Below are 14,534 nucleotides of genomic sequence, written 5' to 3'. Positions count from 1 at the left end.
TCATATCTATTTTAATAAAGCAGGAAAATACCTAAATAGAAAATTGTACTAGATTTAATATCCAAATTAACCATCAAAAATTAATGGCCAATACGTTATCTGTATATGTAAAGAATATCCTATATCGGCTTAGTAATGTAGGGGTTGACCCTGAAATGTCTTATGTTGAATCTCAGTATACTAAGCTGATCAATATCTTAAATTGGATAGGAATGTGCTGTATGCTTAGTTATGCTATTGTTAATTTCGGTAATGAACGTTATTTTCTTTCTTTTCTAAACTTATTGAATGTTTGCGATGCGACAACAGTGCTTATATTAAATAAGTATCGAAAGTATCTGAGTGCACGACTAGTAATGGTGATCTCAAGATTAATTATCTATACTGTGGCTGGATTGTATTTTCATAACGGTGGCGAATACTTTTTGGTGGCATTGCTGATCACGACCAGCTTGATGATTGATAACAAATGGATCAGGTTTTCTTTATGTTTTTTAATTTTTATAGCATGTGGGGCCGTGATTTTATTTCCTCAACCACCTTTACTGGGATCTCCCGTTCCTCCAGAACAGGCTTATGCTAATATGATTGTAGGGATTCTATTGATAGTCGGTGTGGTGAGTTTCTTTAAAAGTATCCAGAGTACCTATCAGCAAGAAATTGAAAAACAGCGTCAAGCCTTATTTTCTTTAAATAAGGATAAAGAAAAGATGTTTTCAATTTTGGCACATGATATTCGCAGTCCTATGGTAACACTTGAAAATTTACTGCAGATGTTTCATGAGGATTTGCTGACGCATAATGAAAGAATCGAAACTATCGGTCTTTTGAAAGATCAAGTCTCCCAATTGGGCTCGGTTATGGACAATTTATTACGATGGAGTGTGCGGGGGATGCAGGGAATTCAAACTATAAAAGTTACTTTTTTACTTCGGCCTTTAGTGCTGGAATTATTCCATTTTTTTGATTTCCTTGTACGACAAAAACAACTTACGGTTGATATAAATATACCTGAGTCCATGAGTCTTTTTGCTGATTATGATCAAACGGCTGTTATCTTAAGAAACTTATTGAGCAATGCGATCAAATTTAGTGAGGTTTGCGGACGTGTAAAGGTTTTTGCCGATGTTAAAGGCAACATGATTGATATTTTTATTAAAGATGAGGGAATGGGAATGGATGACCGCCGAATAAATATGTTGTTTACCTCCTCTCAGTTATCTACAAAAGGGACGATAGGAGAAAGGGGGTTTGGTCTCGGGTTAATTCTTTGTGCTGAATTTATCCGATTGAATGAAGGAAATATTCGGGTAGAAAGTAAGTTGAATAAAGGTTCAGTATTTGCCGTTTCATTACCTAAAAATAGTTAGTAGTCCTTTTTTAATGGGGTATCAATATATTAAATAGAGACTTATTGACATATAAAACCACTTCAAGCGATAATTTCATTTTCCATTTTTTGAATAACTGGGGTTTATTAACTTGCATTTTTTCTCTCTTGTGAGAATAAATGTATAAATTTATTATTTAAGGAATCTAGTTATATGAAAATCTTCAATATGGAAAAAAGGTTTTTAAGGTTAATTGAGTATTTATTCGTTTGAGATATGAAAATAAAATTTTTAGTATTTGAACTTTTTTTTAAAAAGTTTTTTTTAATCATTAAAACAAAATAACTAAATCTAATGTAAATAGTCAGTGTAGATCTACAAGTAATGATCTACCAATTTATATTTAACATTTAAAAACACACGAATTATGGAGAAAAGTATTGTTCAAAAGGTTTTAAAATTCTGGTATTTACCTTTGATTGCTGGCATATTGTATATTATAGTGGGTGTCTATGCAGCGGCTGCACCTTTTAGCTCTTTTCTGGCTTTGAGTATATTTTTAAGTGTCGGGATTTTGATCAGTGGCGTATTTGAATTGTTTTATGCCTTATCGAACCGTAAGAACAGTGATAATTGGGGTTGGCATTTGGTTGGTGGTATGCTAAATTTGTTTATTGGTGTATTGCTTATTGCCAATACGGGATTGACAGCATTGATGTTATCGGTATTTATTGGAGTTTGGTTATTATTTAGATCTATTGCTACGATAGCTAATGCATTTGAGATCAAACGTGCTGGAATTGGTAATTGGGGCTGGATCTTGTTTACCGGTATCTTGGGAGTTTTGTTTTCATTCTTGTTGCTTTGGAACCCCTTAATAGCAGGTATTACCATTGGTATCTGGATGGGGATAGGATTAATAACGGTAGGGGTCATGCATGTGGTATTAAGCCTTATTGGTCGAAGATTAAAGAAAATCAATGAAAATCTGGATAATAGAGACAATCGCTATAGCGAAATAAATTAGATTTTGGAATAAAAAGTGCAAATTATATTGCGCTTTTTGTTTTAAGCCAGTAGTTATTGTAAATAAGGGAGTTGGTTGTGTTAAGATGTTGATGTGAAATGTTTTTGCACATATTTTTATTTGTGGGCTTTTGAAATTATGGCTTTACTTCAATCGGATCAATATTCCTTTCCGTTTTATAATATTCTTGTAATCCCACTGTATTTTCATTGATTTCTCTAACCAGCGTTTTAAATCGTTTTTATCGATTTGAGAAATGGAATTATAGTAAATCGATGCGTCTTTAAATTTAGCTCCTATAATCTTTAATTTTTCTTCTTCAAAATCGGAACCACTCCAAAACATCAGTCTTATTCCAGCTTTTTGTCTGCTGTATCCTACAATCGGATTTTTTTCTATAAACCATACAGGATGTGCATGCCATATTTTATTTTCAGCATCTGGTAAATGTTGGGAAATTTCCTCAGCTAGCATATCACATATGGCTTGGTCTTCTTGATTCAGTTGACTATTGTAGATTCTAATATAGGGATCCATATTTTATGTGAATAATTTTATGTGTTTGATAATTCTTGGTCTTTCGGACTGAATTTACAATAATTTTCACTAGTTTCTACTTTGCAAATGACAAGAAAAATAGTATTTGGTTATTTATGATCCAATTGTTCTTAATGCTTTTTTGATGATATATTTTGTTTCTTTTGTACCACTTTCTTTTTCCCAGCGCTCACAAAGTGAGCGCACGAAATCTGCTTTTGTCTTACTGGCATCGTTGAGCCAGTTGCCAACACTGTCCTGTACATAACGATCTGGATCGGATCGAAGTGGTTCCAAAATTTCTAATGCTAGCTCAGGTTTGTTTTTGAGTAGATCAATATGCTGACACCATACACCGCGTGGTCTTGTAGCCTCGCTGCTAAATCTTCTTACATTTTTGTTTTCATGCGAAGTCCAGTTGGAAAGGATGCTGATGCTGGAAAATAAATTGTCTTTAATTTTATGTCTTACCGCCATCCAGCTGATCTCTCTTACTCCGAAATGTGTGTCTGCAGCAAATGGCTTAATCTGTTCTAGCGTCTGCTCAATGCTCAATTCATGATTTCTGCCAATTGTGTATGTTGCCCAACAGCGAGCCATATCGGCCTGATGTTGGGATAATATTTTTAGAAATTGCTGATCTCCATTTTTGAATGACTGCTCAAAGAGCGCTGTTCCGATAGCTTCATTGATCGTTTTGACTGTTTGTTTTTTTAGCTCATCAATAGCCACTAAAACGGGTTTTAGATATGCTATGCGTTTATGTTGCTTTAATATGTGTACCAGTAAAGATCGTTGATCAATTGCTAACCACTCAACCAGATTTGCTGTTTCGACTTCTCCACAATTTAATTGCTTTAAAATAGCTGGAGATAGATCTTTAGTTGATCTTGCTCCTTTTCTTTTTACTTCGATCATAATTGGTCGATAAGGTCTTGAATATTTACTCTGTTCATATAATTGCTATCAACAAATTGATAGGTTATGTTATAATTTGTATCAATGATGTATACTGCTGGTATTGGTAATTCGTTATGATCATTTTTATTATATTTTGATAGTTTAATCCCTAACTTTTCATAGGTGGTGACGGCGTAGTTTGGTAGCTCAAATGAAATGCCGAGTTGTTTGGCTAGTGTATTATCCTGATCCGTCAAAATATCATAATGGAGCATGTGGTTCACTTCTAATTCTTTGTTATAACTTTCCGATTGTGGAGCTATAGCAACTAACGAAATGTTTTTTTCTTTAAAAAATTCTATATGGTCCTGTAATGCCTTTAATTCTACATTGCAATAGGGACACCAGCTACCACGAAAAAAAGCTACAATTACTTTGCCTTTTTTTAGTAATTCATTTAAGTGGATGATTTGATTACTGGTATTCTTTAGGCTGAAATTGGGGAATTTATTACCGACCTGTGTGCTATTTTCTTCAATTTTACTGCTCTTTAATTCTTGAATAGATTGACTAAAAACTTCGATAATGTCAGCCGGCAACTGTGCGGCTAAGTTTTTATTAATTTCATCTATTTTCTTTGCTAAGTTTGTCATGCGATATGATTTGTTTTTGCAAATATTTAAAAGTAAATTCATAATGACAATACCGCATATTATTATCCCTATGGGATAAAAAAGTCAATTTTATGAAATCAAAGGTGCAAGCTATATCTGAAAAAATATGTCCATTGGAATTTGCGGTGAATACGATAAGTGGTAAATGGAAAATTCCGATTATCTGGCGGATCAATGAAGGTGAAAAGCGTCCTAGTGAAATGTTGAGGGGAATAGTTAAGGTGGATCGCCGCGTGTTAAATCAACAATTAAAGGAGCTTGAAGAAGATGGTATTTTAAGTAAAAAAAGCTTTAATGAGTTACCTCCTCGTGTTGAATATACGCTTACACCTCTCGGTGAAAAACTGGTGGAGGTACTATGGAAATTAAATGCTTGGGGAGAATTACTGTTGCAGGAAAAATCGGATTTTAAGTGATAGGTTCACTAATAATGAACTGATGAAGCGTCGCTTCACGATATAAAGGAACAATTTTAACCATGATTGAAGCCATTTCCCTGTAGGGAAATGGAAAGCTTACTTTGTCAATTCCTTTCGTGGCAGTGCAAAATCACTGTTCTGGTTTGCAATAACAGCTACTTCTCTTTCCGGAAATTGGATCTTCATCCAATTCTGGAGCTTGATAAATTCTTCTTCGCTTAGTTTTTTATCTGCTATATAAATTAAAGAAATGGTATTGATAGCGCTATCCGCAGTGATTATTTTATTCTGTACACCTATGCTGTAGCTCGTTATCTGCGGAAATAAGATTTTGATATTCTCTTGTAAATTTGGCGTATTGATCTGGTATTTGTTCAATTCGGCATTTAATTGTTTTATTCTAATATCTTTTTCAGAAAGATTCTGCTCTTTTTTGTTGATTTCGTTTAAAATATCTGCTTTAAGATCATTGTTGTCTTGACGGATGACTAGTTCTGTATTTTTAATTCCATAATCTTCCATTTCTCTTTTTATTCTGTCGACCTCTTCTTTGCTGAATTTTTTGATTAAGAATGCTAATTCTAATTTTTTAGGATTAGAATTATAGTTCGTTCTTTCAAAAACGACTGTATATCCTTTGTCTGTAAACGCTGTCTGAATAAATTTATTGACTTTTTGTGAATATTGTTTTTGTTCTAACAATGTATATGCGAAGTAGACACTGGGAATAATAAGTATGAGAATAATCAGTGAAATGACACGTGTTATTTTCTTTTCACGGTTTGCATCTACAAAGTTAACCTTTGGGTAGTTGAGGTATTTGACAATGATAAAAGTAGAAAGGCATATGAAAAAACAGTTGATCATATAGAGATACAATGCTCCCGCGAAATAAGAAAGATTGCCAATTGCTAGCCCATAGCCTGCAGTACATAAAGGAGGCATTAATGCTGTTGCTATAGCAACTCCAGGTATTGGATTTCCTTTTTCGACACGGGTGATGGCAATAACACCAACGAGACCACCGAAGAAGGCAATTAGTACATCGTATATATTAGGTGAGGTGCGTGCCAAGAGTTCGGATTGTGCATCTTTGAAAGGACTTAATGTGAAATATAAGAAAGAAACCAATAAACTTACAAAGGTTGCAATAAGAAGATTTTTTAATGATTTTTTTAACAGCGGAAAGTCGTAAACTCCTAATGCGAATCCGGCTCCTACTATTGGACTCATTAAAGGTGAAATAAGCATAGCTCCTATAATGACTGCTGTAGAATTTACGTTCAAACCTACGGAGGCAATGACTATGGCGCAGGCTAGTATCCAAAGATTAGCTCCTCGAAATGAAATATTATTTACGACATTTTCTAAGACATTTTCCTTTTTGTCTTCGCCAGTATGTAAATTGAAAAATCGTATGAATTTGGAGTTTGCCATAATTTCTCTATTATTACTCAATAACAGTATTTGTTAAAAATCGTTTGATAAATGTTAGGATATTCTTATTTATATCCTTGATGTGTTTTTTTTCTAAATATTATGATGCGGCCAACGAACAATTTTGTAAGTTCTTTTATTCAGCGATAAGCTTTCATAGGTTTGTCTAAAATATGTATTATGAAGTTATCAGAAAATATTGTCGGTTTTCATCATTATTCATTAAAGGCTCCTCAATTTGATGAAACAGTAAAGTTCTACGAACAATTGGGATTTGTAATTGTGCATTCTTGGTCATTACCTGATTTTAATCTCGAAAAATGTGTCATGATGTATCATGAACAGATTAATGTATATGTTGAAATATGCGATGGTGATGCTGATATGCCTGCTCAGGGAAGAAAGAGAAGGTTTGGGGAGGAAATGGTCGAAAATTCTATTCTTCATATCTGTTTTGTTGTGAAGGACGCGGCTAAAGCAAGGGTGGAAGCGTTAAAAGCTGGAGCTATAGACCTGAGCAACGGAGTGCTTGCTATTCAGTTGAAAAATAAATCTAAATCTGTCGGTGTTCATAATAGTTTGGTTTATAGTCCAAATGGTGAGGTTATAGAATTTTTAGAACAGGTGAGTTTCTAGTTTTCACCGATAGCACCTAAGGCGGTCAATACGGCTACAATTTTCCTTCCTTTTTCGGTTAGGATGTAAAGCGATTTGACTTTATCTTTTTTGTTATCTATAATTTGATCTTCGACCAATTCTTTCAGTTGCTTGGTGAGTATCCGATCGGAAATATCTGGAAGTATGGATTTAAAACTTGCGTAATATAAATCTTCTTCATGGAGAGCAAATAGTAAAGATAATTTCCATCTACCACTGATTTGAGCGAGTGCTTTATGGGCTTTGCAAAACTCTAATAGGGATTTTTCATTTATAGAATTTGTTGAATTTTCTTTACGCATAGTTGATATTGATCGATGAGAAGGACAAGTTATGGATAAATTATTCATTTCCCCTTAACGGAAATTCTTTTGATGCTTTTATACCTGTAGAAAATGATGCTTTTCCTTTATGCACATTTTAATAAGTAAATCTGAGTATTGATTTTTCTTTAAAAATTATTAGATTACGCGTTATATACGTTTAAAATTTTTGATATGGCTACGCTTAATTCAAGTCTTCTTACAGCAGGTTTAATCACTTTAAAAGATAATAAACTCTTGTTGGCCTATAGTAATAATAAAAAAGCATGGTATTTGCCTGGCGGTAAGGTTGATCGTGGAGAGAGTTCATTAACGTCTTTAAAGCGGGAGATTAGAGAGGAACTGATGATTGACCTGAACGATGATAGATTGGATTTTTATTGTCACATAACTGCTCCTGCATATGGCGAAAATCCTGTGGTTATTATGGAGCAGGATTGTTTTATATATGATCTTAGAGAAGAAATTAATCCTAGCAATGAAATCGGGGCGGTCCAGTATTTTTCGAGAGCATCATATATGAAAGAGCAGTTTCAAGTGATTGGTGTTTTAATGGTTTTTGATAAACTTGAAGCAGACAAGCTAATAGAGATCTGATACTTTACCTTTATTTTCCTGCTATTCACCGAGTTTTTTATATTGTTGATCTAAATGTAATAAAAAGAGCGTGTTCCTTGTCTTAATTTTGAGTCAGAAAGTTAAAAGAAATACTTTTTAAGAATGGGGTATTTAACTGACTAACTGATAACTCAAGAAAACTAAATTTATAAAATAAAGACATTATGAAAACGCTAGTAAAAACATTCACTGTAGCAGTATTGGTTGCAATCAGTACACTTACAATGGCTTCGGGAAATCCTGAAAAGACAATCAATTTGTCAACTGCAAATTTTGCAATCGATCATTATATAGATGTAATGACTGAAGGGCAGTCACTAGGTTTAGAGCAGTTATTTACTGCTGATTATAATCAGAAAGTCCAGGGTAAAATTGCAAGAACAAATAGCCGTTCGGACGTTATCAGTTTTTTGAAAAAACAAAAAGGAGAAAAGTTAAATTGTAAAACGACAACTTTGATCTTAGAACAGTCTGCACATTATATGGTAGCGAAAGTTACTATGCAATTTGAAAATTTTACTAAAACAGATTTGGTTACTTTAGTTAATGACGGCGGAGCCTGGAAAGTTTCAAAATCTATTAATTGTTATCAATAGAAAATGTTTAATTAAGTATCATATGTTTATGTTAGTCCTGTCGAAAGATAGGACTTTTTTGTTTTCCGATAATAGTTGATTCTTTTACTGATATTATGAAGGCATTTGTTTTCTTGTTATTAAGAATTCAGGTTAATTATTATTTAGATAATGTTAAGCTACCTTTTATGAGTTCTAGATTAAATTGACCAATTGTTGTATTTTTAAGCATGGCACTAAGGTGATTTCTTACCTTTTTGAAATCGTTGTGCAGTGGACATGGGTTTTTCTCAGAACAATAATCTAATCCCATGCCACATCCGATAAAGATCTGCTCGCCGTCTACAGCTAAAACGATGTCGGCAATTGGTTTTTTTAACCCTGCAGGATCAATGTAAAATCCGCCATTAGGTCCTTTCGAAGATTGTATTACACCTACTCTGCTGAGGTTCTGAAGGATCTTACCTAGAAAGGGTTCTGGTAGCTTTACTTTTTCAGCAATCTCTTTAATGCCTACTTTTCTACCCTCATGAGAACTTTGAGCGATGTAAAAGACTGCACGCATGGCATATTCACAGGTTTTAGAAAAAACACCCATTTTTAAATTATATTTTCTTTAATTGTAATCTTATGTGCAAAGATACTGTTCTAATTGATATTTATAACATTTTGCACGCGTTGGACATGATCCTGCTTGTGTATAGAAAGTCTTATGATACTGTTTTTATTTGCTGTAAGATTATGCATGATGGCACCTTCTAAGCCAATGAGATCTCCTTTTTCCATGTTATGTATAACTCCTGCTACATTTAAAATTATGGAACCCTCTTGGATATGTATGACAATGGGAAATGGGCTTTTGTGATCGGTCATAATTACTCCTTCTGCTAGACATATTCGAATCTCTTTGGTCGATGATGTTTCGAATAAGACTGTTACTGATGGTTTTTCTTCTTTATATGACACTTCTTTATAGAGTGATACCGGAGTGTTTTGTTTGTTCATTTCCATGTCAGTTTTTTTTGATTAGTACAAATATAGTTATAAAAGATGTTTAACTCTTTTAATTATGGCTATATTTGTTTGTCGATATAATTTTAAAAATAACCCTTTATCAATTTGTGTATTAGGAATATGGAAAAGAAAGATATAACTTCATTAGCAGATATTCAATTACTTGTTGATACGTTTTACGGCAGGGTACGTGAGGATGCTCTCATTGGCCCTATCTTCAATAATCTATTGGCTGGCCGCTGGGAAGATCATTTGAAAAAAATGTATAGTTTTTGGCAAACTATCTTGTTGGAAAAGCATACTTACTTTGGAAGTCCATTTCCACCACATGCTACTATGGCTCTTACTGATGCTCATTTTGACACTTGGCTAAAGCTTTGGTATAGTACGGTCCATGAATTTTTTGAAGGAGAGAAGGCTGATGAAGCTATTCATAGAGGAGATAAAATGGCAACTATGTTTTTATCTAAAATCACTTATTTTAATAATTTAAATACCAAACCATTAATCTGAACTTTATTACTATATACATGTGTTAGTACTGATCAATCGGATTTCGTTAAAATATTTGAACCTTAGTGTGGTATTGTTAAAATTAAGATCTTTGAGATGGAATTGATTTAAATAATTCAAATACTTTTTCTCTCTCGAGTAAACGCATACCCAGCTTTTCTGTGGAGATACCTGGGATTAATCGATAAGTGAAGGTAATATGTGATTCTTCATTAATTAATGTTTCTAAATGTTTTAGCTCAACATGATTTTTGTTTAATTTCGTACTTAGTTCAGTTATATGAGAGGATATCAGAAAAATAGAATTGTTTAATTCTTCACATCTTTCTACTAATGTTAAAGTAGCGTGATAAGCATCGTCATAATTTGTTCCTTTAAATAATTCATCCAGCAAAATAATCATTCTCTTCTTTGAAGCAAGTAGTTCAGCTGCTTTTTTTACTCTAAGTACCTCATTGTAGAAATGGCTGCGGCCAGAGCTAAGGTCATCACCAAGATTGATTGTCGTTAAAAGGCCATCAAAAAAAAGTGTATCCATTTTTTCTGCAGGAACAGGTAAGCCCAAGTGAGCTAAATAAATGCATGCTCCTAGGGTTTTTAACAAGGTCGATTTACCAGTCATGTTTGCTCCAGTTAAAAACCAGATGTTTTTCTCTTGTGATATTATGATATCGTTTTTTATAGGCTTTTTTAAAAATAGATTATAGGCTCCTTTTATCTCTAACATATGATCTACATCGGTTTTATTGTGAAATGTGGGAAAAATAAGATGATTTTGCATCATTGATTTTGCAATTCCTTGATAGATATCTAGTTCGTAGATAATAGTAAAAATCTTTTTAATATTGTGATTATTTAAATTTCTGAATTTATAATCATATTTGAGAATTAAAGCGGGCGATATTTTTTTACTTGCTATTACTTTTAATTCGGATAGATCAAAATCTGATGTTAATTTGTTTAAAGATTTAAGCATCTCCCTGAGTCGTCTTACTGGTTTTTCCTGTTCTACTGCTTTATTTAATAATTCTGTCAAGTATGTGATTAACATGGCGATTTCGGCAATAGAGCGTTTGATTAATACGCGTTCCATTTGATTTTCTGCGGACCAGAAATTGAAAGATAATTTTTCTGAGTAGTAACGAAATAGATTTGCTGAATCAGTTTCTACTCCAATACTTAAATATTTTTCTAAATCTTGGAACATATATTTATCGAATGGATGATTATCCATTACGTTTGATAAGTATTCGATTGCTTCGTTTCGGTCTTGGATTTCTTTTATATCTTTTAATGGATTAATGAAGTAGCTGTATAATAGGGACCGTCCGCCTAAAGTGCTGGTATTGTCAAAGAAATTACATAAACTAAAATCTCTATGATCAATAGCGTTTAAGTCACTGAGGGTTTGCTTATCAATTGTGAACATATCTTTAGAAATTGTTTATTAATGGTTTGTCGAATTGTTTCTTTTTTACTGCTGAATCTAAACTAAGATACAAAATGTGGTTAATAGAATCAGTTTGTGTGCTAAAATTTAATAAGTTACGCAGGATAAAATAAGTTTGAGTAGTACAATAGTTATTTTTTATAGAAGTGGGCCTGTATTCCCAAAATGATGAATTACATTATGCAGTCCGTTATCCTTGCCACTTAAAAATAGTTAGTAAAATGTAAAATTATGGTCAGTATTGTAGTTGTAGAAGTTGACTCTTTATTGTTCTTGATACCTCATTAATCTTATTTCGAGAGAAATTAAACTTATTTTGGAGTTAAATTTCATATATTTATGTGTATATTTTGGTATGATAATAGAAGTTTTTAATACTTATTTGTGCTGAAATCAATGATAAAAATACAAGATATTAAGTGCTGTTAAGGATTTCTAATTGTTATTTTAATGAGAACAAATAGAATATTCGCTTAAATTACAAGTGCATGAATAATGAAATAGAGAATAAACTGCGGGATAAAAATACAAAGCCAACAAGTATGCGGATATTAGTATACGATTTTTTAGCCTCTCAACATATTGCTTTATCCTTATCTGAAATGGAGGCCCACTTCTATCCAGCAGACCGTATAACCCTATACCGTACACTCAAAACTTTTGAAGAAAAAGGTATTGTTCATAGTATACAGGAAAATAATACGAGCAAATATATCCTCTGTCATGATGATTGTAATGAGGAAACACATAAAGACTGGCATCTTCATTTTTACTGTAAGATCTGTAAGCATACCACTTGCCGGACAGATATTAATTTTTCTGCGCCCAATAATAATTCGGTTCGAATTGATGAGGTCCGACTTTTTGCTAAAGGTATTTGCGAAAATTGTATGAATGAAACTATGCAATAGTATTGCATAGCATGAGCGCTTATCTTTGATATTATTAATTAAGTTAAAGAATCTTATACAATGACTGTACAACATAAACACAAGTACGACGAAGCTGGTACGCAGCTTTGCTGCACACAGACAACAAAAATATATAATCAGGCTGGTGCTCAGGAACTCACCGGTCATCAGGGTAAATGTGAAGGACATAATCATAATGGAGATGGTCAAGCTCAACATACTGATGATGATGGACACGATCACGCTCATGTAGAAGGTAGCCCTTTGAAGCTGTTTACTCCTGCGATTATATCTTTTGTTCTTTTGATGCTTGCTATTGCTTTCGATAACTGGGTAATACAGAGTTGGTTTCAAGGGTGGATAAGGTCTGTATGGTATGTAATAGCATACATTCCGGTAGGTTTTCCGGTCATTAAGGATGCAATAGTCAGTATACGGAAAGGTGATGTTTTTTCCGAATTCTTTTTAATGGCTATAGCTACTATCGGTGCGTTCGCTATCGGAGAATATCCTGAGGGCGTGGCGGTCATGTTATTTTATGCTGTTGGGGAAGTTTTTCAAACTTTAGCTGTATCAAGGGCTAAAGGGAATATCAAAGCACTTTTGGATCAACGTCCAGATGAGGTGACTGTTCTAATCAATAATCAACCCCAGATCATAAAAGCTGAAAATGTAGAAATCGGCTCAATCATTCAGCTAAAACCAGGTGAAAAACTGGGTTTGGACGGTGAATTGTTATCTGATGTCGCATCTTTCAATACGGCCGCTTTAACTGGGGAGAGTAAACCTGATAGTAAATCTAAAGGAGAGACGGTTCTTGCTGGAATGATTAATTTGAATACGGTTAGTTTGATTAAAGTAACAACTGCTTATACAGATAGTAAATTAAGTAAGATCCTAGAGCTGGTACAGAATGCAACTGCTCAAAAAGCACCAACTGAATTATTCATCCGTAAATTTGCTAAAGTATACACGCCAATAGTAGTTTTTCTGGCGATCGGTATTTGTTTATTGCCTGCGCTGTTTGTGCAAGATTATGTATTTAGCGATTGGCTGTATCGGGCATTGGTATTTTTAGTTATATCTTGTCCTTGTGCTCTGGTAATCTCTATTCCTTTGGGTTATTTTGGAGGAATTGGCGCTGCAAGCCGCAATGGAATTTTGTTTAAAGGAAGTAATTTCTTGGATACACTAGCGAATATTCAGCATGTGGTCATGGATAAAACTGGAACGATGACTGAAGGTGTGTTTCAGGTGCAAGAGGTTAATTTTGATACTAATTTTGATCAAGCTGAAATATTAAAGATGGTGAATGCTTTGGAGAGTAACAGTACTCATCCTGTAGCTACAGCTATTCATCAATATGTAGGTGAGGTTGATCATAATATTCGCTTAGATCAAGTGGAAGAAATAGGAGGGCATGGATTGCAGGCTACCGTGGACGGAAAGCAATTATTGGTCGGCAACTTTAAGTTAATGGATAAGTTTAATATCCGTTATGATGTTGATCCCGCTACGATTGTGTATACTTTGATCGCTGTTGCATATGGCGGTAAGTTTGTCGGATATATTACTATTGCAGATAGCATTAAGACTGATGCATTAGAAACCATTCAGCAATTACACAAACTAAATGTAAAAGCAACTATGCTAAGTGGTGATAAAAGTACAGTGGTTCGGTATGTGGCTGATCAATTGGGAATTGATCAGGCATATGGAGATTTATTGCCGGAAGATAAAGTCAATAAACTTAAAGAAATCAAAGCACAAAATCAACGCGTTGCCTTTGTTGGTGATGGTGTAAATGATGCTCCTGTTGTGGCTCTAAGTGATGTAGGTATTGCAATGGGAGGTCTAGGTAGCGATGCGACCATCGAAACTGCTGATGTGGTTATACAGGACGATAAACCGTCCAAGATACCAGTTGCAATTCGGATCGGAAAGCAAACTAAGCGCGTCGTATGGCAAAATATTACCTTAGCTTTTGTGGTCAAGGGAGTTGTATTGATTTTGGGTGCAGGGGGGATAGCAACAATGTGGGAAGCAGTTTTTGCTGACGTCGGTGTATCTTTGATAGCTATACTGAATGCTGTAAGAATTCAGAAAATGAAGTTTTAAATTTGTTGAAAGTGCTCGTGATTTGATGTA

At 33.9% G+C, this 14,534-nt stretch carries 17 protein-coding genes; 9 read left to right on the top strand and 8 right to left on the bottom strand.

The features are described 5' to 3' along the window. Window positions 1–83 precede the first annotated feature (83 nt). Together EDF66_RS11945 and EDF66_RS11940 are read left to right on the top strand one after the other, a co-directional pair. Window positions 84–1,370 (top strand): sensor histidine kinase, encoded by a 1,287-nt coding sequence (locus EDF66_RS11945; RefSeq protein ID WP_132842877.1) that lies wholly within the window; start codon window positions 84–86, stop codon window positions 1,368–1,370. 388 nt (window positions 1,371–1,758) lie between these two features. Continuing rightward, window positions 1,759–2,358: an HdeD family acid-resistance protein gene (locus EDF66_RS11940; RefSeq protein WP_132770903.1), complete on the top strand. Its 600-nt coding sequence runs from the start codon at window positions 1,759–1,761 to the stop codon at window positions 2,356–2,358. 144 nt (window positions 2,359–2,502) lie between these two features. Here EDF66_RS11940 and EDF66_RS11935 read toward each other — a convergent pair whose 3' ends face one another. The 3 genes from EDF66_RS11935 to EDF66_RS11925 form a co-directional block, all read right to left on the bottom strand. Continuing rightward, window positions 2,503–2,895 carry a DUF1801 domain-containing protein gene (locus tag EDF66_RS11935; RefSeq protein WP_132842875.1) on the bottom strand — a complete coding sequence of 131 codons (393 nt, stop codon included), beginning with the start codon at window positions 2,893–2,895 and terminating at the stop codon, window positions 2,503–2,505. Between the two features lie 114 nt (window positions 2,896–3,009). Next, complete coding sequence (locus EDF66_RS11930) at window positions 3,010–3,813, bottom strand: DNA alkylation repair protein (RefSeq protein WP_132842873.1); 804 nt, start codon at window positions 3,811–3,813, stop codon at window positions 3,010–3,012. After that, on the bottom strand, window positions 3,810–4,448 hold the full coding sequence (locus tag EDF66_RS11925; RefSeq protein ID WP_132842871.1) for a peroxiredoxin-like family protein: 639 nt from the start codon (window positions 4,446–4,448) through the stop codon (window positions 3,810–3,812). The genes EDF66_RS11930 and EDF66_RS11925 overlap by 4 nt, the downstream gene beginning before the upstream one ends. A gap of 92 nt (window positions 4,449–4,540) precedes the next feature. On the opposite strand from EDF66_RS11925, the gene EDF66_RS11920 reads away from it, so the two are divergent. Continuing rightward, window positions 4,541–4,885, top strand: coding sequence for a winged helix-turn-helix transcriptional regulator (locus EDF66_RS11920; RefSeq protein ID WP_132842870.1), 345 nt, complete (start codon window positions 4,541–4,543; stop codon window positions 4,883–4,885). A 99-nt stretch (window positions 4,886–4,984) separates the two neighbouring features. Here the strand turns inward: EDF66_RS11920 and EDF66_RS11915 are convergent, their stop codons facing one another. Further along, window positions 4,985–6,325 (bottom strand): DUF389 domain-containing protein, encoded by a 1,341-nt coding sequence (locus tag EDF66_RS11915; protein ID WP_132842869.1) that lies wholly within the window; start codon window positions 6,323–6,325, stop codon window positions 4,985–4,987. 180 nt (window positions 6,326–6,505) lie between these two features. On the opposite strand from EDF66_RS11915, the gene EDF66_RS11910 reads away from it, so the two are divergent. After that, window positions 6,506–6,961, top strand: coding sequence for a VOC family protein (locus EDF66_RS11910; RefSeq protein ID WP_132842867.1), 456 nt, complete (start codon window positions 6,506–6,508; stop codon window positions 6,959–6,961). Here EDF66_RS11910 and EDF66_RS11905 read toward each other — a convergent pair. Next, window positions 6,958–7,284, bottom strand: coding sequence for a winged helix-turn-helix transcriptional regulator (locus tag EDF66_RS11905; protein ID WP_132842866.1), 327 nt, complete (start codon window positions 7,282–7,284; stop codon window positions 6,958–6,960). The genes EDF66_RS11910 and EDF66_RS11905 overlap by 4 nt on opposite strands. Window positions 7,285–7,479: 195 nt before the next feature. Between EDF66_RS11905 and EDF66_RS11900 the strand changes: the two genes are divergently transcribed. After that, window positions 7,480–7,902: an NUDIX hydrolase gene (locus tag EDF66_RS11900; protein ID WP_132842865.1), complete on the top strand. Its 423-nt coding sequence runs from the start codon at window positions 7,480–7,482 to the stop codon at window positions 7,900–7,902. Window positions 7,903–8,087: 185 nt separating this feature from the next. Next, window positions 8,088–8,519 carry a nuclear transport factor 2 family protein gene (locus EDF66_RS11895; RefSeq protein WP_132842863.1) on the top strand — a complete coding sequence of 144 codons (432 nt, stop codon included), beginning with the start codon at window positions 8,088–8,090 and terminating at the stop codon, window positions 8,517–8,519. A 139-nt stretch (window positions 8,520–8,658) separates the two neighbouring features. On the opposite strand, the gene EDF66_RS11890 is transcribed toward EDF66_RS11895, so the two are convergent. Together EDF66_RS11890 and EDF66_RS11885 are read right to left on the bottom strand one after the other, a co-directional pair. Next, window positions 8,659–9,096 carry an RrF2 family transcriptional regulator gene (locus EDF66_RS11890; RefSeq protein WP_021187868.1) on the bottom strand — a complete coding sequence of 146 codons (438 nt, stop codon included), beginning with the start codon at window positions 9,094–9,096 and terminating at the stop codon, window positions 8,659–8,661. Window positions 9,097–9,146: 50 nt separating this feature from the next. Further along, complete coding sequence (locus EDF66_RS11885; RefSeq protein ID WP_243656039.1) at window positions 9,147–9,503, bottom strand: cupin; 357 nt, start codon at window positions 9,501–9,503, stop codon at window positions 9,147–9,149. Between the two features lie 129 nt (window positions 9,504–9,632). On the opposite strand from EDF66_RS11885, the gene EDF66_RS11880 reads away from it, so the two are divergent. Continuing rightward, window positions 9,633–10,025, top strand: a complete 393-nt coding sequence (locus tag EDF66_RS11880) for a group III truncated hemoglobin (protein ID WP_132842860.1) — start codon at window positions 9,633–9,635, stop codon at window positions 10,023–10,025. 82 nt (window positions 10,026–10,107) lie between these two features. Here EDF66_RS11880 and EDF66_RS11875 read toward each other — a convergent pair whose 3' ends face one another. Then, window positions 10,108–11,454: a MutS-related protein gene (locus EDF66_RS11875; protein ID WP_132842859.1), complete on the bottom strand. Its 1,347-nt coding sequence runs from the start codon at window positions 11,452–11,454 to the stop codon at window positions 10,108–10,110. 509 nt (window positions 11,455–11,963) lie between these two features. On the opposite strand from EDF66_RS11875, the gene EDF66_RS11870 reads away from it, so the two are divergent. Beyond that, the gene (locus tag EDF66_RS11870) at window positions 11,964–12,386 is read left to right on the top strand and encodes a Fur family transcriptional regulator (protein ID WP_132770887.1); all 423 of its coding nucleotides are present in this window, start codon (window positions 11,964–11,966) and stop codon (window positions 12,384–12,386) included. Window positions 12,387–12,446: 60 nt separating this feature from the next. Further along, window positions 12,447–14,504, top strand: coding sequence for a heavy metal translocating P-type ATPase (locus tag EDF66_RS11865; RefSeq protein WP_132842858.1), 2,058 nt, complete (start codon window positions 12,447–12,449; stop codon window positions 14,502–14,504). Window positions 14,505–14,534 lie beyond the last annotated feature (30 nt).

Origin of the sequence: Sphingobacterium sp. JUb20, assembly GCF_004342035.1 — a bacterium.
Classification (GTDB): domain Bacteria; phylum Bacteroidota; class Bacteroidia; order Sphingobacteriales; family Sphingobacteriaceae; genus Sphingobacterium; species Sphingobacterium anhuiense.
This window is presented reverse-complemented; position numbering and strand designations above follow the sequence as displayed.